This window comes from Tabrizicola sp. (assembly GCF_016793705.1).
Lineage (GTDB): Bacteria > Pseudomonadota > Alphaproteobacteria > Rhodobacterales > Rhodobacteraceae > Tabrizicola.
On record NZ_JAEULO010000052.1, the window covers coordinates 54,291 to 79,192 of the forward strand.

Here is a 24,902-nt window from a genome sequence, read left to right on the forward strand (position 1 = left end):
GACGCACCTTGCAGAAATGGCAATCTTGTCCATGATGGTGGATTTTGCGATCTTGCACAAGGCAGGATCGAAGGATTGCAGATGGAACAGGGATCGGACGCACCGCCAGGCCGGGCGGTGACTTTGGCGGTGCTGGGGCTGGCCTCGATGACGATCATGGCGAATGCCACGGTCGCATCCTCGCTGCCAGGCCTGCGCGAGCACTATGCGGATATGCCGCATATCGACACGCTGGCCGGGCTGATCGTCACGCTGCCCTCGCTCGCGATCGTCCTTTCGGCGGGGCTGATGGGCGTGCTGATCGACCGCTGGGACCGGCAGAAGCTCTTGCTCTTGACGGCGGCGCTTTATGCCGTCGGCGGGACCTCGGGGCTTTGGGCCGACAGCCTGTGGGGGATGTTGGCCGGGCGGCTGGCGCTTGGCTTGGGCGTCGCGGGGACGATGAACCTGGGGATGACCTGGGCCAGCGACCTGTGGCAAGGCCCGGCGCGGGCGCGGTTCCTGGGGATGCAGGGCGCGGCGATTTCGGCAGCCGGGATCGTGTTCATGCTTCTGGGCGGGGCGCTGGCGAGCTATCACTGGCGCGGGGCCTTTGCCGTCTATGCGCTGATCCTGCCCATTGCCACGCTGGCCCTGCTGGTGCTTGGCCCGCACGCCCGGCGGATCGCAGCGGAACGCGACCGGCCCAGGCCTGTGCGCTCGACCGCCGACCGCTTTCCCTGGGCGGCCTATGCCTTCATCGCCCCGCTGGCCTTCGTATTCCAGGCGGCCTTCTACGTCACGCCCACGCGCCTGCCGTTCCACCTTGAGGCGCTGGGGGTCACAAGTCCCCTGGTCGTGGGGGCGCTGATGGCGGCGCTCGTCACCGTCTCGGCCCCGGTGGCGCTGATGTACGGCCGCATCCGGGCGCGGCTCAGCGCGATGACGATCTTCGGCCTGTCCTTCGTGCTGATCGGGCTGGGCTTTCTGGCCCATGCCACGGCGTCGGACTGGCATGGCGTGCTGGCTGGATCGCTGATTGCGGGGCTGGGAATGGGCATCTCGATGCCCAACTACACGACATGGTTCATGGAGCGGGTGCCGGCAAGCATGCGGGGGCGGGCGTCGGGGCTTCTGACGACGGCCTTTTTCCTGGGGCAGTTCGCATCGCCTTTGGTCTCGGCGCCGCTGGTGGCCTGGTTCGGGCTCGCGGGGACCTTCGCGGTGGTCGGCATGGGGTTGGGGACGTTGGGCGTCGGGCTTTGGATCGCCAATGCCCTGCGGCCCGACCCCACCGCGGTCGAGGCCTGATGCAAGGGGGCGGCCACAAGGGCCGCCCCTCTTCTCTTCAGGAGCAATAGCTCAGCCGTCGGTCCGTGCGTCCTTGACGAAGTCCCGCATCGTCTCCAGGGGCGCATAGCCGCGCAGCACGGTGTCCTTCAGCACGAAGGCCGGGGTGCCGGTGATCTCCATCTTCTCGGCCAGCGCGTAGTTTTCCGCGATCACCGCCTGCACTTCCGGCGCGCCCATCCGGTCGAGGATCGGCTGCGGGTCAAGGCCCAGATCGGTCGCCACCCGCGACAGTGTCTCGGGCGTGGGTTCGCCGCGCAGCGTCATCAGCGCGTCATGCGCGCGGCCATAGGCCTCGTCGCCATGCAGCTGGCGCAGCGCGATGGCGAACTGGGCCGAAAGCATCGAGGCCTCGCCCAGGATGGGGAATTCCTTGACCACGAAGCGGATGTTGCCATCGGTGGTGATCAGCTGGTCGACCTCGGAATAGGCCTTGCGGCAATAGCCGCAGCGATAGTCCATGAACTCGACCAGGGTGATGTCGCCGTCCGGGTTGCCGCCGACCCAGTCGTTCGGGCTGTTGAAGATCGTGTCGGAATGCGTGGACACCGTCTGCACGTCCCGGGCCAGGGCCGCCGCCTCCTCGCGTTGCTGGAGCACGTCCATCGCCTCGATCAACACTTCGGGATGCTCCAGGAGATAGGCACGCACCTCGTCGCGGAAGGCCAGTCGTTCCTCGGCCGTCATGGCGCTTTCGGCGGTGGCTCCGGTCTGGGGCAGCTCTTCGGCAAAGGCGGGCAGGCTGGCAAGGCCGGCGATCAGGCCGAGGGCAAGGCGGGTCATGCGGTCTCCATTCGCGGCCGCGTGGCCTGCGGCGGCGGGCAGGATAGGGGCGGGGTGCGGGCAAGACAAGCCGCTCGCCGTTTCGTGATGCGGACGGGGTCGAAGTCTCGTCGAGCGACTTCGTCTTCTTCTCGCGGCTGCGAGGAGCGATGAGCGACCTTGCAGGAATTTACAATGCGGGGACAAGCAGGGATAAGGCGACGATGATCCTGCTGCGCCCGTTCCTCCTGCTTCTGCTTCTTGTCCTGCCGGTCGCGGCCGAGGACCTGTCGGCCCTGGCCAAGGTGAATCCGCTGCGGTCCGGGATCGTGGCCACGGGCGACGGCGGGCTGGAGCTGAAAGTGGCGCTGAGCCAGCCGGTGCCCTGGCGGTTGCGGCTGATGGACAACCCGCCGCGGCTGGTGATCGACGCGCGCGAGATCGACTGGCGCGGGGTCGAGGCGCTGGCGGTGGTGCGGCCCGGCGTCTCGCTCCGGGCCGGGGCCTTCCGGCCGGGCTGGTCACGGCTGGTGCTTGAACTCGCGGGGCCGCTGAAGGTCGTGAGGGCCGAGATGGTGACGGGCGAGGAGCCACGGATCGACCTGGCGCTGGTGCCCACCGATCCCGCCAGCTTCGCGCTTGAGACCGCGCGGCCGGACCTGCCGGACTGGGCCCTGCCCGAGGCGACCGATCTGGTGCCCCCGCTGCCCGCAGGCGGCGGGCCGCTGGTTGTGGTGCTCGATCCCGGCCATGGCGGGATCGATCCGGGGGCCGAGCGCGAGGATCACAGCGAGGCCGCCCTGATGCTGACCTTCGCGCGCGAGCTGAAGGAGGCCTTGGTCCGCGACGGGCGCTTCCGTGTCGTGCTGACGCGCGAGGAGGATGTCTTCGTGCCCCTGGAAACCCGCACCTCCATCGCGCGCGAGGCGGGGGCGGATGTGTTCCTGTCGCTCCACGCCGATGCCCTGGCCGAGGGCGATGCGCAGGGGGCGACCGTCTATACGCTGGCGGAGGACGCCTCGGACGAGGCCTCGGCGGCGCTGGCGGAACGGCATGACCGCGACGACCTTCTTGCGGGCGTCGACCTCAGCGATCAGGACGACGTGGTGGCCGAGGTGCTGATGGACATGGCCCGGACCGAGACCCAGCCCCGTGCCGAGCGGCTGGCCGATGCCATCGTGGCTGCGGTCAAGGGGGTGGAGATCAGGATGCACCGCCACCCGCACCAGTCAGGGGGATTTTCGGTGCTGAAGTCCCCTGACATTCCCTCTGTGCTTCTGGAAGTGGGGTTCCTGTCCTCGGACCGGGACTACCGGCGGCTGGCCGACCCGGCCTGGCGGGCCAGGCTGGCCGGGGCACTGGTTCAGGCGCTGGGGACCTGGGCGGGGGAAGACGCGTCCCTGCGTGCGGCAGCGCCCTGACACCCGCGAAAGCCTGCCTGAACAGGAATTCGTGAAGGCCGAAGCCGGGGCCAAGGTTTTGACGCGGGGCCGCGTCTGGTATACTGCGGGGGCGCAAGCGAAAAGGGGCTGCGGGTGCTGAGGTTTGTCGGAAACGTTCTCGGGGGCCTCTTCTCGGCGGTGACGCTGGGGCTGATCTTCGCCGCCCTGACGCTGGGCGGCATCTTCTACATGTATTCCCGCGACCTGCCCAGCCACGAGAACCTGGCGCAATACACGCCCGCCACGATCAGCCGGATCTACTCCGGCGAGGGGCGGATCATCGACGAATTCGCCCAGGAGCGGCGGCTTTTCGTCGCGTCGGAGGACATTCCCGACCTGGTGAAGCAGGCCTTCATCAGCGCCGAGGACAAGAACTTCTACCACCACCACGGCTATGACACCCGCGGCATGGTCGCCGCCCTGATCGAGGCGGTGAAGTCGCGCGGCGAAAGCATGCGGGGGGCCTCGACCATCACCCAGCAGGTGATGAAGAACTTCCTTCTGGACGGCAGCCGGTCGGTCGAGCGGAAGATCAAGGAGATCATCCTGGCCACCCGGCTGGAACAGACGCTGTCCAAGGACAAGATCCTGGAACTGTATCTGAACGAGATTTTCCTGGGCAAGAATTCCTACGGCGTGGCGGCGGCGGCGCAGACCTATTTCAACAAGCCGCTCACCGACCTTGCCCCGCACGAGGCGGCGATGCTGGCGGCGATGCCGCAGGCGCCGGGCAAGTATGATCCGGTGACGAACAAGGAACGGGTGACCGAGCGGCGGAACTACGTGCTGCGCGAGATGTGGCAGAACGGCTATATCGACGAGGCGACCTATCTGTCGGAGAAGGAGATGCCGCTGCGCTCGGTGCAGAACGGCGATTTCGAGGCCTTCCGCGACGCGCTGCCGCCCCGCGACTATTTCACCGACGAGATTCGCCGCCAGCTCTCCGGTGTCTTCGGCGAGGAGGAATTCTTCTCGGGCGGCTTGACCATCCGCGCCACGGTGGACCCCGACCTGCAGAAGGCCGCCGCCGAGGCGCTGCGCAAGGGGCTGGAGCAATATGACCGCAACGCGGGCGTCTGGCGCGGCACCGGCAAGGTGCTTCCGGCCGAGGTCCTTGCCTCGGAAGAGGGCTGGCGCGCGGCGCTGGCCAAGGTCGAGGTGCCGCGGGACGTGCCCAGCTGGTTTCCGGCGGTGGTGCTGGACGTGGGCGAGAAGGATGCCCGCATCGGCATCGAAGGGGTGATGGACGACGAGGACGGCCATTTCATCCCGGCCGAAGACGTCACCTGGGCAAGGAAGCGCCAGGCGGACGGGACACTGGCCAAGAAGGCCAAGGTGGCCGGCGACCTCGTCTCGGTCGGCGATGTGGTGCTGGTCCGCGCCGTCACGAACGATGACGGCACCTTCAAGCGCTGGTCGCTGCGCCAGGTGCCGGAAGTGCAGGGCGCCTTCATGGCGATGGACGTGAACACCGGTCGGGTCCTCGCGATGCAGGGCGGGTTCAGCTACCAGGATTCGGTCTTCAACCGCACCACCCAGGCCACCCGCCAGCCGGGGTCGAGCTTCAAGCCCTTCGTCTATGCTGCCGCGCTGGACAGCGGGTTTACCCCCGCCACCATCGTCGTCGACGCGCCGATCGAGATCGAGACCCCCCAGGGCCTCTGGACGCCGAAGAATGCCTCGAACCGGTTCTACGGGCCGACGCCCTTGCGCACCGGGATCGAGCAGTCGCGCAACCTGATGACCGTGCGGATCGCGCAGGAAATCGGGATGCAGACCGTCGCGGGCTATGCCGAACGCTTCGGGGTTTATGACCGGATGGGCCCGTTCCTGGCCAATGCGCTTGGTGCGCAGGAGACCACTTTGTTCAAGATGGTCGCGGCCTATGCCATGTTCGCCAACGGCGGCGAGCGGGTGGAGCCCACGCTGGTCGACCGGGTGCAGGACCGCTTCGGCAAGACCATCTACCGGCATGACCAGCGTGTCTGCGAGGATTGCGCCCAGCCCGAGCTTGCGCCGGGCGAGGGGGTGCGGATCGACTCCAACCGCGAGCGCGTCATGAACGCGATCACCGCCTACCAGCTGACCAGCATGATGGAAGGCGTGGTCAAGCGCGGCTCGGCAAGCCGGTTGCGCCTGCCGGTGCCGATCGCGGGCAAGACCGGGACGACGAACGACGCCAAGGACGTCTGGTTCATCGGCTATTCCTCCAACATCGTGGCGGGCTGCTACATCGGCTACGACCAGCCGAAGACCTTGGGCGAAAGTGCCTTCGGCGGCACCCTTTGCGTTCCGGTCTTCCAGGACTTCATGGAGGATGCGATCAAGAAATACGGCGGGGGCGCGTTCAAGGTTCCCCCCGGCGGCTATTTCCGCAAGATCGACCGCTTCACCGGCCAGCCGCTGCCCGATGATGCCTCGGGTGACAATGTGATCGCCGAGTACTTCCGCGAGGGCGAGGATGCGCTGATCGGCCTCGGTCTGGTGGTCGACGGTGGCTTCGCGATGGGCGAGAACCTGCCGCTCTTCGCCTATGGCGAGGGCGAGGGCGACGTGGACCAGGGCAAGACCGTCACCAACTCGGAAGGCGAGCGGGTGATCGTGCCGAAGAAGGCCGACTTCGGCACGGTGTCGTCGGGCGGGCTGTATTAGGGTCAGTCTTGAATTGTCCGGTGATTTGCCGTACATTTCCCGGCGCAGGAGAGACACCATGACCCAGACCACCCGCTCCGAACGGATCGAAGCCCGCACCACGCCCGACACACTGGCCATCGTCCGACGCGCGGCTGAAATCCAGGGCCGTTCGATCAGCGAGTTCGTCGTATCGGCGGCAGAAGAGGCGGCGCGCAAGGCTCTGGAAGAGGTCCATGTTCTGCATCTGTCTGCCGCAGACCAGCGGCTGTTTGTCGAATTGCTGCTGAACCCGCCGCCTCCCAACGAGGCCATGCTGCGCGCATTTGAGCATCATCGCCGCCTGATCGGTCCGGTTTGACCGCCGACCCCTTCCTTATCCTGCCGCTCGACGGACGGGCGCGGGGCGGGTTCGACTGTACCAGCGATCCGCTTACCCGCTATTTCCACACCCAGGTCACGCAGGACATCCGGCGGCGGATCGCGGCCTGCTTCATTGCAGTGCATCAGGCCTCAGGTGCCATTGCCGGATTCTATACCCTGTCGGCGACAGACATCCCGCTGACCGATGTTCCCGCCGATCTGACCCGGCGACTGCCGCGCTATCCAACGCTTCCAGCAGCAAGACTGGGGCGGCTGGCCGTGGATCGCCGCTTCACCGGGCAAAAGCTCGGCGCGGCGCTTCTCGCCAATGCGGTTGTGCGCGCGGCAGTCAGCGAGGTGGCGGTCTTTGCGATGATCGTCGATGCCAAGGATACCGCAGCCGAGGCATTCTATCGCCGTCACGGATTTGTGGCCTACGGCTCGGCACCGCACCGGTTGATCGCCCCGCTTTCGGCGCTGTTGCCGCCCGGCTAAGAACCGCCCCGCACCCTTGCCCGTGCGCGGCCTTCGCTTTATGACCGCGCCCGAGAACCCATCAGGACCGACCCATGCGCGCCGAAACCCAAGGCAATGTCGATGCCATCGAAAAGACCCTGAAGCTTCTGGCGCAGCGGATGGATTGGGAGACCGCGCCGCACCGGCTGGAAGAATTCGATGCGATGATCGAATCCCCGGACCTGTGGAACGATCCGGCCAAGGCGCAGAAGCTGATGCGCGACCGCCAGTCGCTGATGGATGCGGTAGCGGGCTACAAGCTCCTGTCGGGGGGCCTGAAGGACAACGTCGAGCTGATCGAGCTGGGCGAGATGGAAGGCGATGCCGAGATCGTCTCCGAGGCCGAGAAGGCGCTCGCCGACCTGGTCAAGGTCGCCGAGGAGAAGGAACTCGAGGCACTGCTCGACGGCGAGGCCGATGGCAACGACACCTTCCTGGAGATCAACGCAGGCGCGGGCGGCACGGAAAGCTGCGACTGGGCCTCGATGCTGGCGCGGATGTATGTCCGCTGGGCCGAAAAGCGCGGCTTCACGGTCGAATTGCAGTCGGAAAGCGAAGGCGACGGCGCGGGGATCAAGTCGGCGTCGTACAAGATCAGCGGCAAGAACGCCTATGGCTGGCTGAAGACAGAGGCCGGGGTGCACCGTCTTGTCCGCATCTCGCCCTATGACAGCGCGGCGCGGCGGCATACCAGCTTCTGCTCGGTCTGGGTCTATCCGGTCGTTGACGACAACATCGAGATCGAGGTGCAGGACAAGGACATCCGCATCGACACCTTCCGGTCCTCGGGCGCGGGCGGCCAGCACGTCAACAAGACCGACTCCGCCGTGCGGATCACCCACTTCCCCTCCGGGATCGTGGTCACGTCCAGCTTGAAATCGCAGCACCAGAACCGCGACATCGCGATGAAGGCGCTGAAGTCGCGGCTCTACCAGCAGGAACTGGACAAGCGGAACGCCGCGATCAACGAGGCGCATGAGAACAAGGGCGATGCGGGCTGGGGCAACCAGATCCGCTCCTATGTCCTGCAGCCCTACCAGATGGTGAAGGACCTGCGGACGGGGCACGAGACAAGTGACACGCAGGGCACGCTGGACGGCGATCTCGACGGGTTCATGTCGGCGACGCTGGCCTTGAACGCCAGCGGCAAGAAGCGCGGCGAGATCGCGGACGTCGACTGACCTCGTCGAAGGGCGTTCTGGACAGCCCTTCGTCCACAAGTATGCTTGGGGGCAACATTGGACCCTCCATATGCGCTGCTTCCTGTTTCTCCTCTTCGCCTGCGCTGCCCCCGCCACCGCGCAGGAGGTTCTGGTCGACACCTGCGCCGTGGATGCGGCGATTGCCTGCCCGGTCGAGGTCGTTCTCTCCGGGCTTGGAATGATCGACGGCGATCCGGTCGTTACCGGGCCAGACCGCCTGACCTTCGTTGCACTTGATCGGGACAAAACCGAGCAGGCTTTCGCAGTGGATGTCTCGCTGACCGACGGTCGCGTCCTGAGTAAGATTCCGCTGGGTCAGGCTCGGGAAAATACCATGTCTTTCTACTGGCTGGTTGCCCAAAGGGCGCAGGGATTCCTGGTGTTCGTCCTGGAAAATGAGCGTGATCGCGTCCTAGTCTTCTATGACGCGAACGGTGTTCCCCAATCAAGAATGCCTGAAATCCGACCGAAGGGCTGGCCCTACGAGCTGACGATGGCCAGCGCGCTCATGCTGCTTGGCTATCAGAATATCCTGAAGTTCGACGGCGAGGCGCTGCAGGGCCGTGTTGGTCGCTTTGATCTGCGGCTGACCGCCTCTGACAGCAGGCTGGAGGTCGTCGAACAAGGTGCAATCGATGACGGACAGACCTTCGAGGATTACCTGAGCGGACGCCTGGCACCGCAGATCGCAGAAGTGGGTGCTGAAACCGTGCATGTCGAAGGTCAGTTGTCGGTTGTCACGACCCGTGAGTCACGGAAGTCTCCCTCACGCCTTTTCCTGCGGAGGGAAGACGGGAGCGAAGTTGCCATCGAACAGACGACAGAGCTGGATCCGAAGAACCGTCCCAACTACTTCATGGCCAGACTTTCCCCGGACGGTCGATATGTTGCGGTGGGGCGGTACGTCAAGAAGAATGGCGGTCTGTTCATTCTGGATACGACCACTGGTGAAGCCCTGTTTCGGGCACGTGTCCGATCGTGCTGGTCATCAGGCCTGCGCTGGCTTCCGGAGGGGCGGCTTGCCCTACTATGCTTTATCCGTGACGGCATCCATGTCGTCGTCTTCGACCCCCATCTGCCGCGCTAGCCTGCAAAACCCTTGCCTGACGCTTATCGTCCCGCTTAACAATCAGGCATGACCGTCACCCATCCGCCCGCCGCGCCCGAGATCAATGAGGTCGATGCCTCGGACCTGCGGGCAAGCCTGGCGCTCGGCTGGCAGGATTTCCGCCGCGCGCCGCTGCTCGGCCTCGCATTCTCGGCGGTCTATGTGCTGGGCGGCTGGCTGATCGCCTGGGCGATGATGGCCAAGGGCCAGGTCTGGTGGACGCTGCCCGCCAGCGCCGGGTTTCCGATCCTCGGCCCCTTCATCGCCTGCGGCTTCTACGAGATTTCCCGGCGGCTGGAGGCGGGGGAACCGCTGGTCGCCCGCGAGGTCTTTGGGGTGATCTTCCGCCAGAAGGACCGCCAGATCCCGGCCATCGCGGCGGTGATCGTGGTCTATTTCCTGTTCTGGAACTTCCTATCGCACATGATCTTCGCCCTCTTCCTCGGCAATGCGGTGATGACCAACGTCTCCTCCTCGCTCGCGGTGTTCCTGTCGCCGCAGGGGCTGGCGATGCTGGCCTTCGGCACCTTGGTGGGGGCCGCTTTCGCGACGCTGCTCTTCTGCCTGACGGTGGTCAGCCTGCCGATGCTTCTGGACCGCGAGGTGGATTTCGTCACCGCCATGCTGACCAGCTTCGCCCTGGTGCGGGAGAACCCTCTGGTGATGCTCGGATGGGGGGCGCTGATCGCGGCCTGCCTGTTCCTGGGGATGCTGCCGGGGTTCCTGGGCCTGTTCCTCGTGCTGCCGCTCTTCGGCCATGCGAGTTGGCACCTCTACCGCCGCGCGATCACCTGACGGGGCGGGCGACCAGCAGGGCCAGCACCGCAGCCAGCGCGGCCATCAGGCTTGCGGTCAGCGCGACCGCGCCGAAAGCGGCGCCGGTCGCGGCCAGATGCGCGGGGGTGTCGCCGGTGATGCCGAAGCCGGGGGCGCCGGTGCCATAGGCCGTCGCCGCGATCCGGCCCTGCAAGGCGATGGCGATCAGCCCCGCTACCCGCGCCACCGCATTGTTGACGCCCGAGGCCGCGCCCTGTTCGCCATCCTCCGCCCCCTGCATCGCCGCCGCCGTCAGCGGCGCGACGACCAGACCCAGCCCCAGTCCCGCCAGCGCCGTACAGGGCACCACATGGCTCCAGAACGCCCCGAGCGGCGCAAAGACCCAAAGCCCGGCATAGGCCGCAGCCACCAGCGCCGAGCCGGTGGCCATCAGGGGACCCGCGCCCCAGCGGTCGGCCATCCGGCCCGCCGGGGCGGACAGAACCCCGATCAGGATCGAGATCGGCAGGAAGGCCGCCGTCACCTCCAGCGGTGTCACCTTCCAGGCCGAAACCGCCGTCATCGGCAGGTAGAACATCACCCCGTTCAGCGCGAAGTAGAGGACGAAAGTCACCAGGTTCGTCACCGCGAACACCCGGTTTCGGAACAGGCCCAGCCGCAGCATCGGGGCGGGGGCCAGGCTTTCCCAGATCAGGAAACCGGCAAGACTGGCAAGCGCCGCAAGCGCGACCCAGGCCGGGGCCGTCGCCTCGGTCAGCACCCAGGCCATCAGGCCCAGCCCCAGCGTTGCAAGGCCCGCACCGGGCAGGTCGACCCTGACCCCGGGCTTGCCGATGTCACCCGGCGTGCGGCCCCGGATCAGCCACAGCGCGGCAAGGCCCAGGGGCAGGTTCAGCGCGAAGACCAGCCGCCAGCCGATCTCGCCGCCCCAGGTGACGAACATGCCGCCCAGGACCGGCCCCAGCGCGGTGGTCAGGGTCGAGGCCGCGGCCCAGAGCCCCAGCGCCCGGCCGCGCTCGGCGCGCGGATAGGCGCGCGAGACCATCGCCATCGACCCCGGCACCATCAGTGCCGCGCCGACCCCCTTCACCGCGCGGGCGGCGATCATCTGTTCGGGCGTCAGCGCCGCCGCGCAGGCCAGTGACCCGCCGACGAAGATCAGGATTCCCAGCGAGAAGATCCGCGCGATCCCGAAACGGTCGCCCGCCGCCCCCCCGACCAGCACCAGCGCGGACAGCGACAAGAGGTAGGCCGCGTTGATCCACTGTGCCTCTTGCAGGCTCGCCCCCAGCGCCGCGCGCATCGCGGGGGTGGCGATGGAAGTCACCGACGAGTCGATGAACCCCATCGACGAGGCCAGGATCGCGGCCCAGAGGATGATCCGCCGATCAGCCTCGGCACAGAAGGAAACGGGCACCGGAGTGCCCTCCGATGCCCGCAGGATGGTCATGTCGGGACAGGCTTATTCGGCGTCGCCAGCGGCGGCCGGTGCGTCCAGCCGCACCGTCCCGGCCGGGCGGCCATTGGCCAGCGGATCTTCCTGACGCTGCACCGAACCCTCGAAATGCGCGCCGGACTCGATGGCGATGGTCTTGTGGATGATGTCGCCCTCGACCCGCGCGGTCGAGGTCAGGCGGACCTTGAGGCCCCGCACCCGACCGATCACCCGGCCGTTGACCACGATGTCGTCGGCAACGATCTCGCCCCGGATGGTGGCGCTTTCGCCGACGGTCAGAAGATGCGCGCGGATATCGCCTTCAACGGTGCCCTCGACCTGGATGTCGCCCGTGGTGCGCAGGTTGCCGACCACCGTCAGGTCGGACGACAGGACCGAGGCCCCTGCCTTGCCTTTCGGGGCAGAGGGGGTGAAATCCATGCTGGGCTTGGTCATCGGGCTCTCCGGGGCTTTGGGCTTCTCGGCCTCGGCCTTGGGGCCCGGCTCGTTGATGCGGCTCTTAGAAAACATTCTTCGCTGCCTTTATGAAGGTCATCGGATTGATTGCGGCCCCGCCGAGACGAATCTCGTAGTGGAGATGCGTGCCAGTGGACCGGCCTGAGTTGCCCATATCACCGATCCGGTCGCCGCGCGATACCCTTTGTCCGACCTCGACGCGGATCCCGGACAGGTGGCCGTAGCGGGTCTCGACACCGAACTCGTGCTGGATCTTTATCAGCCGGCCATAGCCGTTTTCCCAGCCGGCATAGGTGACGGTGCCGTCGGCTGTGGCGTAGATCGGCGTGCCATAGGCGCCCGCCATGTCCTGCCCCTCATGCCGACGCGAGCTGCCGTTGAACGGGTCGTTGCGGTTGCCGAAGCCGCTGGTGTAGCGGACGGCTTCGCGCACCGGCATCGCGAAGGGCAGCCGGAAGGCGGCGATGCGGTACATGTTCATCTTGTCGAGCCCGGTCAGGATCGCGTTCGCGCGCAACTCCTCCGGCGAGGGGGCCGCACCCGAGGTCGAGAAGGTGATCGGCGTCAGCGGCCCGCCCTGGCCCGAATAGCCCTCGCGCACCGCGCCGATCAGGTCGTCGGGCGACATGCCCGCCTCGCGGAACATCTTGTCCAAGGGTTCGACCGAGACGGTCAGCGCCTCTTCCAGCTTGGTGAAGATGGCATCGTTGCGCAGTTCCATCGCTTCCTTGGCGTCGGCGATCAGCTGGGCTTCCTCGCGGGCTTCCTCGGCACTGGCGAGAACGTCGTTGCGCTCCTCCGCTGCATCGCCAAGCGCTCCGGTCAGGAATTCCAGCGTGGCGAGCGTGTCCTGCGCGCGGCCCATCTCGGTCGCGACGCCGGACTGGCTGTTCAACGCCAGCGTCACCCGCTCGGCCTCGCCGCGGGCAGTGTCGCGGTCCTTGATGGTTTCGCGCAGCGTGTCCTGGATCGCCTCGATCCCGGTTTCCAGCTCGCGCCGCCGGTCCTCCGAGGCAAGCAGGCGTTCCTGCATGTCGGAAACCTGGGTCAGCGCGATGTTGAAACGTTCCTGGGCGCGGGCGGCTTCCTCGGCCCGAAGGTCGCGGTCGGCGGACAGCGCATTCAGCCGTTCCTCGTAAAGCGCCTGCTGGCGGACCGATTGTTCGCGCGCCGATCCGGCGCCGATCGAGTCCATCATGATCAGCGCGGTGGCGACGATGGTCCAGGACAGTCCCAGCGTACCGCCGACCAGCGCGATGATCTGGGTGGCGGGCCTGAGGCGGATGAACCGGGTCTCGGTGTCGGATTTCAGGAACAGGCGCTGTTCGGGGAAGTGCCGTTCCAGGCTTTGATGGAACCGATAGGCGAGGCGATTCAGCACGTTGGGGTCATCCGTTCATAGCCTTGGCAGTGGCTTCGCTACGTTGCCCCAAGGCGGCTGGCCCCGGGCTCGGACCTGATTATCCACCCCGTTTCAGGGTCGCAACAATTTTGACCATATCCGGGGTTTTTCCGCGCGGGACATGGAGTTTATCGGCAAGAAACCGCCGATTACCCAGCGTCCTCGGCGAGCGGCCAGTAGAAGTCGGGCGGCAGGCCTGCGTCGGCGCGCTTTTCCTCGTTGAAGGGGGGCTTCAGAGACCCGTGAAAATAGCGGCGGACGCGGGCGTGAAAGACCTCTTTCGGATCGGTCCCGTCGCGCCCGCAAAGCCAGTTGAACCATTTGGAGCCATAGGCGACGTGGGAGACCTCCTCGGCATAGATCACCTCCAGCGCGGCCAAAGCCTGCGTCTCGCCGTGCTTGCGGAAAAGGTCGATCATGCCCGGGGTGACGTCGAGGCCCCGCGCCTCCAGCACCATCGGCACCACGGCGAGGCGGCCAAGCAGGTCCTGCGCGGTGTCTTCCGCCGCGCGCCACATGCCGGCATGGGCGGGCAGGGCGCCGTAATGGCTGCCCATCGCCTCCAGGCAATCGCAGATCAGGTTGAAATGCTTGGCTTCCTCGTCGGCCGCCTTCACCCAGTCGTCGTAGAAGCCCAAGGGCATCGGCTGGTCGGCGAAGCGGGCGATGATGTCCCAGTGCAGGTCGACGGCGTTCAGTTCGATATGCGCGACCGCATGCAGAAGTGCCGTCCGCCCCTCGGGCGAGCCGGGGCGGCGGCGGGGCACATCCCTCGGGTCGAGGAGTTCCGGTCTTTCCGGCCGGGCCGGTTGCAGCGGCGGCTCGGCCCCTCCGATGGGCAGGGGTTGGCCCGCGGCGCGCGCGGCGAACCAGCGGGCGGCATGGGTCCGGCCAAGCGCGGTCTTCGCGCGCCCGTCGGCGGTGGTCAGCACCTCCACCGCCATCTCTGCCAGAGACGGCATCACGCGCCGTCGCCCCGGCCCGCAATTCTTCTGCGAAGAACTGTGAACGGTCGATCTTTCGCAGAAAAATCATGCATCTGCATCACAACGCCTGCGCCGCGGCCAGCACCTCGTCGGCATGGCCCTTCACACTGACCTTGTTCCAGACCCGTGCCACCTTGCCCTCGCCGTCGATCAGAACCGTCGTGCGCTCGATCCCCAAGTAGGTCCGGCCATACATGCTCTTCTCGCCCCAGACCCCGTAATCCTCCGACACATGCCCCGCCTCGTCCGAGGCCAGGATGATCCCCAGCCCATGCTTGCGGCAGAACTTGTCGTGGCTCTTCACGCTGTCCTTGGAAAGCCCGATCACCGTGGTCCCCGCCGCGGTGAAATCGGCCAGGCGGGCGTTGAAATCCTGCGCCTCCAGCGTGCAGCCGGGCGTGTCGTCCTTCGGGTAGAAATACAGCACTACCTTTCCAGGCCGGAGCGCCGAGAGCGTCACGCTCCCGCCTCCGTCGCGCGGAAGGGTGAAATCGGGGGCGGTCTGTCCTGCGGAAATCATGGGCGGCTCCTTGCCTTGCGATGCATTGTGACTATGCATCTGGTTGCCTTCGCGCAAAGATAAAGGCAGGGAAAGCGCAAATCATCCCCCGGTGGGATGAAGGGTATGCAGCGGGGCGCCAGGCGCAGGATGAACGACCAGTCGGCGGGCATGGAAGACGGGCATCTCCCCGTTGCCGCGCCGGGGCGACCCGAGCCCTTGATCCTGACTGATGCAATCGCCCCGGCTCCGACCCGGGCCGAGGCCCGGCGGGTCCGCCGCGGCCGGGGCCGGATCAGCCTGACCGTGATCCTGACGCTGGTCCTCCTGACGCTGGGCTTCGGCTATCTGACGCTGGCCTACACCGGCAAGACCCTGCGCCTGCCGACCTGGACCGTGGCCGAGATCGAGGCGCGGGTGAACGCGGGCCTGGAGGGTGCGCGGCTGCCGAAGGGTGCGGCGGTCTCGCTCGGCGGGGTCGAACTGGCGGTCGACAGCGATTTCGTTCCCCGCTTCCGCATCGAGGACATCCGCCTGATCGAGGACGACGGCCGCTCGCTCCTCGCGCTGCCCGAGGCGCGGGTGGCCTTCGACCCCAGGGCGCTCATGACCGGCAAGATCCGCCCCTCCGACATCCGCCTCTCCGGCGCGCGGCTGGCGGTCCGGCGCGATGTCACCGGCCGTATCGACCTTGGGTTCGAGGGGCGCGGCGTGGGGCCGAAAAGCTCCTCCGAAGTGCTGGCCGCGGTCGAGAGCCTCTTCGCCAGCCCCGCGCTCGCCTCGCTCTCCCGGATCGAGGCCGAGGGGCTGACGCTGGTCCTCACCGATGACCGTGCAGGGCGGACCTGGCGGGTGGGCGACGGACGGTTGGCCATCCAGAACGGAGAATCCGCGATTTCCGCCGAACTGGGGCTCACACTCCTCGACGGGACCGAACCCGCGCAGGCGGTGCTGACCGTCGTCTCCGACAAGGGGGCAGAGACCGCCCGCCTGACCGCAAGGGTCGACAACATCGCCGCGACCGACCTGGCCGCGATGGCCCCGCCGCTCGCCTTCCTCGCCTTCGTCGATGCGCCCATCTCCGGCGCGCTCGATGCCCGGCTGGGCGCGGACGGCAAATTCGCCGGCCTGACCGCCCGGCTTGGCCTCGGTGCCGGCAGCCTCGCGCCGGGCAAGGGGACGCGGCCCATCGCCTTCGACCGGGCCGCGATGGCCCTTTCCTACGACCCCGCGACCGCCCGGATTGCGCTGGCCGACCTTTCCGTCGAAAGTCCTTCGCTGCGGCTGAAGGCCCGCGGCCACGGCGACCTTCTTGCCTCTGGTGGCGGCGCCCTGCCGACCGGGGCCTTGCCCGACAGCATCCTCGCCCAGATCGCCTTCCAGGAGGTGATGGTCGACCCCGAGGGCCTGTTCGAGGAACCGATCCGCTTCGGCCAGGGCGCGCTGGACCTGCGCCTGCGGTTGCAGCCCTTCCGGCTGGACATCGGCCAGCTGGCGCTGATCGAGGGCGACGAACGCCTGCTCCTCTCGGGCCAGGTCGCGGCCGAGGAAGCTGGCTGGGGCGGCGCGCTGGACCTCCGGCTGAACCAGATCGATGCTGAACGCCTGCTGAAGGTCTGGCCGGTGGCCGCCGTGCCCAGAACCCGCCAGTGGTTCGCCGAGAATGTCGGCCAGGGTCGCATGACCGACGTGCAGGCGGCCCTTCGGCTGGAACCCGGCGGGCAGCCGCAGTTCAACCTCGCCTACGAATTCGCTGATACCGAGGTCCGCTTCGTCCGCACCCTTCCGCCGATCCTGAACGGGCGGGGACATGCCACGCTGGACAACAAGACCTATACCGTTGCGCTGGACCAGGGCCATGTCATCGCCCCCGAGGGCGGGCGGATCGAGGCCGACGGGACGGTGTTCCAGATTCTCGACATCACCCAGCGCCCGGCGACGGCCAAGGTCGACCTCGTCACGAAGGCCAGCCTGACCGCCACGCTTTCGCTTCTCGACCAGCCGCCGTTCAGCTTCTTCTCCAAGGCGGGGCAACCCTACAACCTGGGCGACGGGCGGGCCGAGCTGACCGCGAGGATCCTGATGCCGATGAAGCCGAAGATCCCCTTCGAGGAGCTGAGCTTTACCGTCTCCGGCACGATCCGCGACCTGACCTCGCCCGCGCTGGTGCCGGGCCGCATCCTGACCGCGCCCGAGGTGAAGGTCGTGGTCGATACCGACGGCTTGCAGCTGTCCGGCAAGGGGATGCTGGACAAGATGCCCATCGACCTCACCTACCTGCAAGGCTTCGGCCCGGAACAGAAGGGCCGGGCGCGGGTCAACGGGACGGTCATGCTCTCCGACGCGGTGCTGCGTGACTTCGGGGTGGCCCTGCCCTCAGGTTCGGTCAAGGGCGAAGGCCCGGCGGCGATCGACGTGGCGCTGGTCAAGGATGAACCGCCGCAACTGACGCTGACCTCGACCCTGTCGGGACTTGCCCTGCGGCTCGATGCGCTGGGATGGTCGAAACCTGCGAAGACCAGGGGATCGCTGGACCTTGAGGCCCGGCTCTCCTCGCGGCAGCCGGTGGTGGAGCGTCTGGTGCTGAAGGCGCCGGGGCTGGAGGCGCGGGGCAGGATCACCACGCGCGACGGCGGGGGCCTCGATGCCGCCGTCTTCGACCGGGTGGTTGCGGGCAACTGGCTGGATGCGCCCGTCACCCTGACCGGCACCGGCAACGGCGGGATGGACGTGGCATTGACCGGCGGCACGCTCGACATGCGCCGGATGCCGGAGACCAAGGGCGGGCCGGGCGGCGGCGGGCCGATCTCCGTCCGGCTCGACGCCCTGCGCATCTCCGATGGCATCCGCCTGACCGATTTCCGGGGCGAGTTCGGTTCGCGCGGCGGCTTCAACGGGCGTTTCTCGGCCGGGGTGAACGGCAATGCCCTGATCTCCGGGGTCGTGGCGCCGGCGGAAGGCGGCAGCGCCGTCCGCATCACCTCGGAAAACGCAGGCGCGGTGATGGCCGCCGCAGGGATCTTCGACAAGGGCCGGGGCGGCGACCTGGACCTGACGCTCTTCCCGCGCGGACCCGAGGGCGAATACAACGGCAGCGCCAGCTTCACCCGCCTGCGGGTGCAGGGGGCCCCCGCTCTGGCCGAACTGCTGTCGGCGGTCTCGGTCGTGGGTCTTCTGGAACAGATGAACGGCGAGGGGCTGGCCTTCAACAATGGCGATGTCAAGTTCATCCTGACGCCCAAGGCGGTGGAGATCACCCAAGGCTCCGCCGTCGGCGCCTCGCTTGGCATTTCCTTCGCCGGGCTTTACCTGAACGGCTCTGGGCGGATCGACCTTCAGGGGGTGATCTCGCCGATCTATCTCCTGAACGGGGTGGGGCAGGTGTTGACCCGCAAGGGCGAGGGGCTGTTCGGCTTCAACTATCGCGTAACCGGCACGACGGACAATCCGAACGTCTCGGTCAACCCGCTGTCGCTGCTGACCCCCGGCATGTTCCGCGAGATCTTCCGCCAGCGCCCGCCGAACCTGAAGGACGCCGAAGGGGGCGGGGAATGAAGCTCTCCGATTTCGACTTCGACCTGCCCGAGGCGCTGATCGCCACCCGCCCGGCCAAGCCCCGCCCCTCGGCGCGGCTTCTGCTGGCCGAGGGCGACCGGATCAGTGACCGGCGGGTCAGCGATCTGACGGACATCCTGCGCCCGGGCGACCGGCTGGTGCTGAACAACACCAAGGTCCTGCCCGCCCGCCTCTTCGGCACCCGGAGCCGCGGCGACGCTGTCGCCAAGGTGGAGATCACGCTTCTGGAACCCCGCCCGACCGGCTGGCGCGCGCTGGCCAAGCCCCTGCGCAAGGTGCAGGTCGGCGAGGTGATCCGCTTCTCCGACCGCCTCTCTGCGGTGGTGGCTGCGAAGTCTGAAACCGAACTTCTGCTCGCATTCACCCTGACCGGTGCGGATTTCGATGCCGCCCTCGCCGAGGCCGGGGTCATGCCGCTCCCGCCCTATATCGCCGCGAAGCGGGCCGCCGATGACCAGGACCGCACGGACTACCAGACCGTCTTCGCCCGCCACTCCGGCGCCGTCGCGGCGCCCACGGCCTCGCTCCATTTCGACGAAGACCTGCTGCGTGCGCTGGCCGCGAAGGGCGTCGACTTCACCGAAGTCACCCTCCATGTCGGCGCGGGCACCTTCCTGCCGGTCAAGGTCGAGGACGTGACCACCCACCGGATGCATGCCGAATGGGGCCGGGTGACGGCGGCCGCGGCGGAGGAGATCAACGCGACCAGGCGGGCAGGGGGACGGGTGATTCCCGTCGGCACCACCGCGCTGCGGCTGATCGAAAGCGCGGCGGACGAAAATGGGCTCCTGCATCCGTTCGAGGCCGAAACCGATATCTTCATCTATCCCGGCCACCGCTTCCGGGTGACGGATGCCCTGATGACCAACTTCCACCTGCCCAAGTCGACGCTTCTGATGCTGGTTGCGGCGCTTATGGGCAAGGCGCGGATCGACCGCATCTATCAGCATGCTCTGCGCCACGAGTATCGTTTCTTCTCCTACGGCGACGCCTCGCTTCTGATCCCGGAAAGCCCCCGATGCTGAGAGTCCTCTTCCATTCCTGGCCGCTTCTCACCGGGGTCATGCTCCTGATGGTGGGCAACGGGGTGCAGGGCTCGCTCCTCGGCATCCGCGGCACGCTCGAGGCATTCGACACGCTGGAACTGTCGGTCGTCATGTCGGCCTATTTCCTCGGCTTCCTCGTCGGCTCGCGGCTCGCCCCCGGCATGATCCGCCGCGTCGGCCATGTAAGGGTCTTCGCGGCGCTCGGCTCGCTGATCTCGGCGGTGCTGGTGCTCTATCCGATGCTGGTCGAATGGCAGATCTGGGCGCTGATGCGGGTCATCATCGGCTTCGGCTTTGCCGGCATCTACATCACCGCCGAAAGCTGGCTGAACAACACCGCCACGAACGAGACGCGGGGCCAGGCGCTCTCGCTCTACATGATCGTGCAGATGCTGGGCATCGTTGCCAGCCAGGCGCTCCTCGCCGCCGGAGACCCGTTCGGCTACGATATGTTCCTGATCCCCTCGGTCCTCGTCTCGCTGGCTTTCCTGCCACTCCTCCTTGCCGATACGCCCGCGCCGACCTTCGATTCCACCGCCCGCCTCGGCTTCCGCGAGCTGTTCCACATCTCGCCCCTCGGCTGCGTCGGCATGCTGATCTCGGGCGGTGTCTTCTCGGCCATGTTCGGCATGGCCTCGGTCTGGGGCACGCTGAGCCTGCTGTCGGTCAAGCAGATCGCGCTTTTCACCTCGGCGCTCTATGTCGGCGGGCTCGCGTTGCAATATCCGGTGGGCTACCTGTCCGACCGGATGGACCGGCGCAAGATCATGCTCTGGCTCTCCGTCATCGCCGCCCTGGTGCTGGCGGTGGCAACCATCTTCGCCCTGCCGTTCTGGGCGCATCTGATCGTGGCCGCGCTTCTCGGCGGGATCACCTATCCGATGTATTCGCTGCTGATCGCCTATACCAACGACTTCCTCTCCAAGGACCAGATGGCCGCCGCTTCGGCCGGGCTGATCTTCCTGAACGGCTTCGGCGCGATCTTCGGCCCCCTTGTCACCGGCTGGCTGATGGGGGTGGTCGGCACGCGGGGCTTCTTCCTGTTCATGTTCCTGCTCTACACCGCGATGGTGGGCTACACGCTCTGGCGGATGAGCCGCCGCGCCGCTCCGGCGCATACCGGCGGCTTCCGTGGCGTGGCGCCGACTGCCTCGACACTCGCCACCGTTGCCGTGCTGGAAAGCGCGCCCGATCTCGGCCCCTCGCCCGAGCCGCCGAAAGGCTAAAGGTTGCGCCGCAGGGACTTGCCTGTCAGTTTGGCCCAAACAGACAGGGGAGGCCGCGATGTCGGACCCGATCGAGGTTCTGGAATTCTGGCTGCACGAGGTTGGCGCGAAAGGTTGGTATCAGGGCGGGGACGAGATCGACAATCTCTGCCGCGACCGGTTCGCCGACCTCTGGCAGGCAGCGCGTGAGGGGGGGCTCGACCATTGGGTCGACGGCACCGTCGGCACTCTCGCCTATCTGATCCTGACCGACCAGATCCCGCGCAACATCCACCGAAACACCGCGCTCGCCTTCTCGACCGACCCTCTGGCCCTGGCGGCGGCCCGCAAGGCGGTGGAGGCGGGCTGGGACCTGAACGCCCCCGAACCCGAGCGGCAGTTCTTCTACATGCCCTTCGAGCATTCCGAGAACGCCGAGGACCAGGCCCTCGCCATCAAGCTGATGACGGAGCGATTGGCCTCGGACCCAGAACATCTGCTGCACGCCCGCGCGCACCAGGCGGTGATCCTGCGCTATGGCCGCTTCCCCACCCGCAACGCCGCGCTCGGCCGGGATTCGACACCCGAGGAACAGGCCTATCTCGATCAGGGCGGCTATCAGGCGCTGGTCAAGGCGTTGAAGGAAAGCCATGCATCCGGCGCATAGGCCCACGGCAACCCCAACGTTGCTTGAGGTTTCCAGATAGTTTAATGGCAAACTACTTTTTCTGGAGGAGGGAAAGATGGCTGCCCAAAGCTTCGACGTTATCGTGATCGGTGCCGGACCGGGGGGCTATGTCGCCGCCATCCGCGCCAGCCAGCTTGGCCTGAAGGTCGCCATCGTCGAACGCGAGCATCTGGGCGGCATTTGCCTGAACTGGGGCTGCATCCCGACCAAGGCGCTCCTGCGCAGTGCCGAGGTCTTCCACCTGATGCACCGCGCCAAGGATTTCGGCCTCAAGGCCGACGGGATCGGTTTCGACCTGCCTGCCGTGGTCGCGCGGTCGCGTGGCGTGGCCAAGCAGCTGTCGGGCGGCATCGGCCATCTGATGAAGAAGAACAAGGTCTCTGTCTTCATGGGCGCGGCGACGCTTCCGAAGAAGGGTACGGTCAGCGTCAAGACCGACAAGGGAACCGAAGAACTGGCCGCGAAGTCGATCATCCTCGCCACGGGCGCGCGCGCGCGGGAACTGCCGGGGCTGGAAGCCGACGGCGATCTGGTTTGGTCCTACAAGCATGCGCTGGTCGCGACCCGGATGCCGAAGAAGCTCTTGGTGATCGGCTCCGGCGCGATTGGCATCGAATTCGCCAGCTTCTTCAACACTCTGGGTGCCGATACGACGGTGGTCGAGGTGATGGACCGCATCCTCCCGGTGGAGGACGCCGAGATCAGCGCTTTCGCGAAAAAGGCTTTCATCAAGCAGGGGATGAAGATTCTTGAAAAGGCTGCGGTCAAGAAGCTGGACCGAAAGCCGGGGCAGGGCGTCACCGCTCATATCGAGCAGGACGGCAAGACCACCACGCAGGACTTCGACACGGTGATTTCCGCGGTGGGCATCGTCGGCAACGTTGAAAACCTCGGGCTGGAAGCGCTCGGCGTGAAGATCGACCGCACCCATGTGTTGACCGACGAATTCTGCCGCACGGGGGTCGACGGCCTTTACGCCATCGGCGACATCGCGGGTGCGCCGTGGCTGGCCCACAAGGCCTCGCACGAGGGGGTGATGGTTGCAGAGCTGATCGCGGGCGGGCATCCGCATCCGATCAAGCCGAATTCTATCGCGGGTTGCACCTATTGTCAGCCGCAGGTCGCCAGCGTCGGCCTCACCGAGGCCAGGGCGAAAGAGGCGGGCTATCAGATCAAGGTCGGCCGCTTCCCCTTCATCGGCAACGGCAAGGCCATCGCCCTGGGGGAACCCGAGGGCATGGTGAAAACCGTTTTCGACGCCAAGACGGGGGAGCTTCTGGGCGCCCACATGATCGGCGCGGAAGTGACCGAGCTGATCCAGGGTTACGTTGTCGGCCGCACGCTGGAGACCACGGAAGAGGACCTGATGAACACCGTCTTCCCGCACCCGACCCTCTCCGAGATGATGCACGAAGCCGTGCTCGACGCCTACGGACGCGCGCTCCACATCTGATGCGCTGGCTGAACCGGGTCGTGATGCAGACGGCCAGCCGGGACTGGATTGACAGTCTCGGCCCCGAGCGGCTGGACGTGGTCGAGCTTTCGGGGAAGTGGGGCGAAAGCTTCCGGTTCCGCAGCTATCGCAGCCTGCAGTTCCGCAAGTTCGACCCCTGTCTTGGACCGCTGAGGGACGAGGCCGGAAAGGTCGTCCGCTTCGACCTGATCCTCGCCAACCAGGTGTGGGAGCATGTCGACCGCCCCCATGCCGCCACCCGCAACATCTGGCGGATGCTGCGCCCCGGAGGCTGGTTCTGGCTCGCCGTACCGTTCTTTGTGCCCTACCACGGCGCGCCGGTGGATTGCTCGCGCTGGTCTGCGCGGGGGCTGAAGAACCTGCTGGTCGAGGCGGGGTTCGAGCCTGACCGGGTGCAGTCGCATCAATGGGGCAATCGCCACGTCGCCGTCCGCAACCTGGAACTCCCCTGGCCGCCGGAGTATCGCGAGGGCGACGACCTCACCAACGACCCGGACTTCCCCGTCGTCTCCTGGGCAATGGCGCAGAAGACCTGATGCCTCCTGCGTCGCGCCTTCGGCTTCTCGTCGGAGGGGCCGGGCGAGGAGCGACGAAGTCGACGACGAGCGGTTTTCCAGAAGTTAAGATTTCCCTAATCTCCGCGACCAAGATATTGAAAATAAATGAGGATACGAGAATGTCCACTGTGGACACTCCTCTGGCATCCCACCCCTTTTCCCGCTACGAATGGCCCCATGCGCCCGTTGCCCCCCATGCTCATCGTCCTCCTCCTCTGGGCCGCCGGTCTCGGCGCCGCCGCCCAGTTCGGCAAGATTTCGATCCTGTATGAGACCCTGCGCGCCAGTTACGGCGGGAACGGAGAGGTCGCCCTCGGCCTCGTCGTCTCCATCGTCGGCATGGTCGGCCTGATCTTCGGCACCACCGCCGGACTGCTGGTCGCCCGCATCGGCCCCCGCCGCGCCATCCTGGCAGCCCTCGCCGCCGGGGCTGCGATGTCCGCCCTGCAAAGCCTGATGCCCGCCTACCCGCTGATGCTCGCCTCCCGCATCGTCGAGGGCGCGAGCCACCTGACCATCGTCGTCGTCGGCCCCACGATGATCGCCGCGCTGGCCCCCGAACACCGCCGCCCGCTCGCCATGACCATCTGGTCCAGCTTCTTCGGCGTGACCTACACCATCCTCGCCCTCATCGGCCCCCATGTCGCGCCCACCGGCCTCTTCCTCGGCCACGCCGCCTATATGGCCACCCTCGCCGTGATCCTCGCCCTGACCCTGCCGTCCGACCCGCGCCACAGCCACCCCCCGCTCGGCAACCTTCTCGCCCAGCACGCGGCGATCTACCTCTCTCCCCGCCTCGCCGCCCCGGCGATGGGGTTCTGCTGCTACACCTTCCTCTACGTCGCCATCCTGACCCTGCTCCCCCCGGAAACCCCCGAGACCCACCGCGCGCTGATCGCCGCCGGGATGCCGCTTGTCTCCATCGTCGTCTCGCTGACTCTGGGCGTGAGGCTCCTCGGTCGGATGTCCGCCGTCCGCCTGGTCCAGTCCGGCTACGCCGCCGCCATCCCCGGCTTCCTGCTGCTGTGGCTCACCTGGGGGCAGGGGGCCGGAATGGTGGCCGGAGGCTTCCTCCTCTCCGCTGCGCTGGGGATCGTCCAGGGCGCGAGCTTCGCCTCGATCCCGGAACTCAACGCCAGCCCCGAGGACCGCGCCCGCGCCGCCGGGGCGGTGGCGCAGCTGGGGAATCTGGGCACCACGACCGGCACCCCGGTGCTTGCCGCGCTTCTCGCGAGCGCCGGTCCCCCCGGCCTGACCCTGGCCGCCGTGCTGTTGTGCCTTGCGGGGATCGCGGTGCACCAGTTGCAAGCCCGCAGGCGGGCGCGGCGGTTCGACTGATCCGCAGGATTGACGTTCGTTCCCTTTTCGTTCACAAATTCTGGTTGGAGACTCGGTCGAGACGCACTATCTCTGGCCAGCGGCTCCAG

Annotated in this window: 21 protein-coding genes; 15 read left to right on the plus strand and 6 right to left on the minus strand. The window is 67.0% G+C overall.

Features of this window, described 5'->3' with window-relative positions; translation table 11 throughout:
- Positions 1 to 81: 81 nt before the first annotated feature.
- Entirely contained in the window at positions 82 to 1,290 is a 1,209-nt protein-coding gene (locus JNJ68_RS14370) for an MFS transporter (RefSeq protein WP_294983084.1), read from the plus strand.
- Positions 1,291 to 1,341: 51 nt separating this feature from the next.
- On the opposite strand, the gene JNJ68_RS14375 is transcribed toward JNJ68_RS14370, so the two are convergent.
- Positions 1,342 to 2,112, minus strand: coding sequence for a DsbA family protein (locus JNJ68_RS14375; RefSeq protein ID WP_294983086.1), 771 nt, complete (start codon positions 2,110 to 2,112; stop codon positions 1,342 to 1,344).
- 203 nt (positions 2,113 to 2,315) lie between these two features.
- Here JNJ68_RS14375 and JNJ68_RS14380 point away from each other — a divergent pair, with 203 nt between their 5' ends.
- The 7 genes from JNJ68_RS14380 to JNJ68_RS14410 all read left to right on the plus strand — a co-directional run bounded on the left by JNJ68_RS14380 (position 2,316) and on the right by JNJ68_RS14410 (position 10,148).
- Positions 2,316 to 3,512, plus strand: a complete 1,197-nt coding sequence (locus tag JNJ68_RS14380; RefSeq protein WP_294983087.1) for an N-acetylmuramoyl-L-alanine amidase — start codon at positions 2,316 to 2,318, stop codon at positions 3,510 to 3,512.
- A gap of 114 nt (positions 3,513 to 3,626) precedes the next feature.
- Positions 3,627 to 6,185, plus strand: coding sequence for a PBP1A family penicillin-binding protein (locus tag JNJ68_RS14385; RefSeq protein WP_294983088.1), 2,559 nt, complete (start codon positions 3,627 to 3,629; stop codon positions 6,183 to 6,185).
- Positions 6,186 to 6,243: 58 nt separating this feature from the next.
- On the plus strand, positions 6,244 to 6,525 hold the full coding sequence (locus tag JNJ68_RS14390; protein WP_294983090.1) for a DUF1778 domain-containing protein: 282 nt from the start codon (positions 6,244 to 6,246) through the stop codon (positions 6,523 to 6,525).
- Positions 6,522 to 7,022, plus strand: a complete 501-nt coding sequence (locus JNJ68_RS14395) for a GNAT family N-acetyltransferase (protein WP_294983091.1) — start codon at positions 6,522 to 6,524, stop codon at positions 7,020 to 7,022. Before JNJ68_RS14390 ends, JNJ68_RS14395 begins: the two co-directional genes overlap by 4 nt.
- Before the next feature lie 74 nt (positions 7,023 to 7,096).
- Positions 7,097 to 8,224: a peptide chain release factor 2 gene (gene prfB, locus JNJ68_RS14400; RefSeq protein ID WP_294983093.1), complete on the plus strand. Its 1,128-nt coding sequence runs from the start codon at positions 7,097 to 7,099 to the stop codon at positions 8,222 to 8,224.
- 70 nt (positions 8,225 to 8,294) lie between these two features.
- The gene (locus JNJ68_RS14405) at positions 8,295 to 9,332 is read left to right on the plus strand and encodes a hypothetical protein (RefSeq protein WP_294983094.1); all 1,038 of its coding nucleotides are present in this window, start codon (positions 8,295 to 8,297) and stop codon (positions 9,330 to 9,332) included.
- Between the two features lie 48 nt (positions 9,333 to 9,380).
- Entirely contained in the window at positions 9,381 to 10,148 is a 768-nt protein-coding gene (locus tag JNJ68_RS14410) for a DUF2189 domain-containing protein (RefSeq protein WP_294983096.1), read from the plus strand.
- Here JNJ68_RS14410 and JNJ68_RS14415 read toward each other — a convergent pair.
- The 5 genes from JNJ68_RS14415 to JNJ68_RS14435 all read right to left on the minus strand — a co-directional run bounded on the left by JNJ68_RS14415 (position 10,141) and on the right by JNJ68_RS14435 (position 14,950).
- Positions 10,141 to 11,547 (minus strand): MFS transporter, encoded by a 1,407-nt coding sequence (locus tag JNJ68_RS14415; RefSeq protein WP_294983097.1) that lies wholly within the window; start codon positions 11,545 to 11,547, stop codon positions 10,141 to 10,143. The two genes, JNJ68_RS14410 and JNJ68_RS14415, sit on opposite strands and share 8 nt — an antisense overlap.
- A gap of 45 nt (positions 11,548 to 11,592) precedes the next feature.
- Positions 11,593 to 12,096, minus strand: coding sequence for a polymer-forming cytoskeletal protein (locus JNJ68_RS14420; protein ID WP_294983099.1), 504 nt, complete (start codon positions 12,094 to 12,096; stop codon positions 11,593 to 11,595).
- Positions 12,086 to 13,423 carry a M23 family metallopeptidase gene (locus tag JNJ68_RS14425; RefSeq protein ID WP_294983101.1) on the minus strand — a complete coding sequence of 446 codons (1,338 nt, stop codon included), beginning with the start codon at positions 13,421 to 13,423 and terminating at the stop codon, positions 12,086 to 12,088. The genes JNJ68_RS14420 and JNJ68_RS14425 overlap by 11 nt, the downstream gene beginning before the upstream one ends.
- A 170-nt stretch (positions 13,424 to 13,593) precedes the next feature.
- Positions 13,594 to 14,406, minus strand: coding sequence for a ferritin-like domain-containing protein (locus tag JNJ68_RS14430; protein WP_294983103.1), 813 nt, complete (start codon positions 14,404 to 14,406; stop codon positions 13,594 to 13,596).
- 82 nt (positions 14,407 to 14,488) lie between these two features.
- Positions 14,489 to 14,950: a peroxiredoxin gene (locus tag JNJ68_RS14435; RefSeq protein WP_294983105.1), complete on the minus strand. Its 462-nt coding sequence runs from the start codon at positions 14,948 to 14,950 to the stop codon at positions 14,489 to 14,491.
- A gap of 129 nt (positions 14,951 to 15,079) precedes the next feature.
- Between JNJ68_RS14435 and JNJ68_RS14440 the strand changes: the two genes are divergently transcribed.
- The 7 genes from JNJ68_RS14440 (at position 15,080) to JNJ68_RS14470 (ending at position 24,813) form a co-directional block, all read left to right on the plus strand.
- Positions 15,080 to 18,484: a DUF3971 domain-containing protein gene (locus JNJ68_RS14440; RefSeq protein ID WP_294983106.1), complete on the plus strand. Its 3,405-nt coding sequence runs from the start codon at positions 15,080 to 15,082 to the stop codon at positions 18,482 to 18,484.
- Positions 18,481 to 19,530: a tRNA preQ1(34) S-adenosylmethionine ribosyltransferase-isomerase QueA gene (queA, locus tag JNJ68_RS14445; protein WP_294983107.1), complete on the plus strand. Its 1,050-nt coding sequence runs from the start codon at positions 18,481 to 18,483 to the stop codon at positions 19,528 to 19,530. Before JNJ68_RS14440 ends, queA begins: the two co-directional genes overlap by 4 nt.
- A complete protein-coding gene (locus JNJ68_RS14450) occupies positions 19,524 to 20,777 on the plus strand; it encodes an MFS transporter (protein WP_294983108.1) in 1,254 nt (417 codons plus the stop codon). Before queA ends, JNJ68_RS14450 begins: the two co-directional genes overlap by 7 nt.
- 58 nt (positions 20,778 to 20,835) lie before the next feature.
- Entirely contained in the window at positions 20,836 to 21,423 is a 588-nt protein-coding gene (locus tag JNJ68_RS14455; RefSeq protein WP_294983109.1) for a DUF924 family protein, read from the plus strand.
- Positions 21,424 to 21,499: 76 nt separating this feature from the next.
- The gene (gene lpdA, locus JNJ68_RS14460) at positions 21,500 to 22,897 is read left to right on the plus strand and encodes a dihydrolipoyl dehydrogenase (RefSeq protein ID WP_294983111.1); all 1,398 of its coding nucleotides are present in this window, start codon (positions 21,500 to 21,502) and stop codon (positions 22,895 to 22,897) included.
- Complete coding sequence (locus JNJ68_RS14465) at positions 22,897 to 23,454, plus strand: methyltransferase domain-containing protein (protein ID WP_294983113.1); 558 nt, start codon at positions 22,897 to 22,899, stop codon at positions 23,452 to 23,454. The genes lpdA and JNJ68_RS14465 overlap by 1 nt, the downstream gene beginning before the upstream one ends.
- Positions 23,455 to 23,670: 216 nt before the next feature.
- Positions 23,671 to 24,813 carry an MFS transporter gene (locus JNJ68_RS14470; RefSeq protein WP_294983114.1) on the plus strand — a complete coding sequence of 381 codons (1,143 nt, stop codon included), beginning with the start codon at positions 23,671 to 23,673 and terminating at the stop codon, positions 24,811 to 24,813.
- Positions 24,814 to 24,902 lie beyond the last annotated feature (89 nt).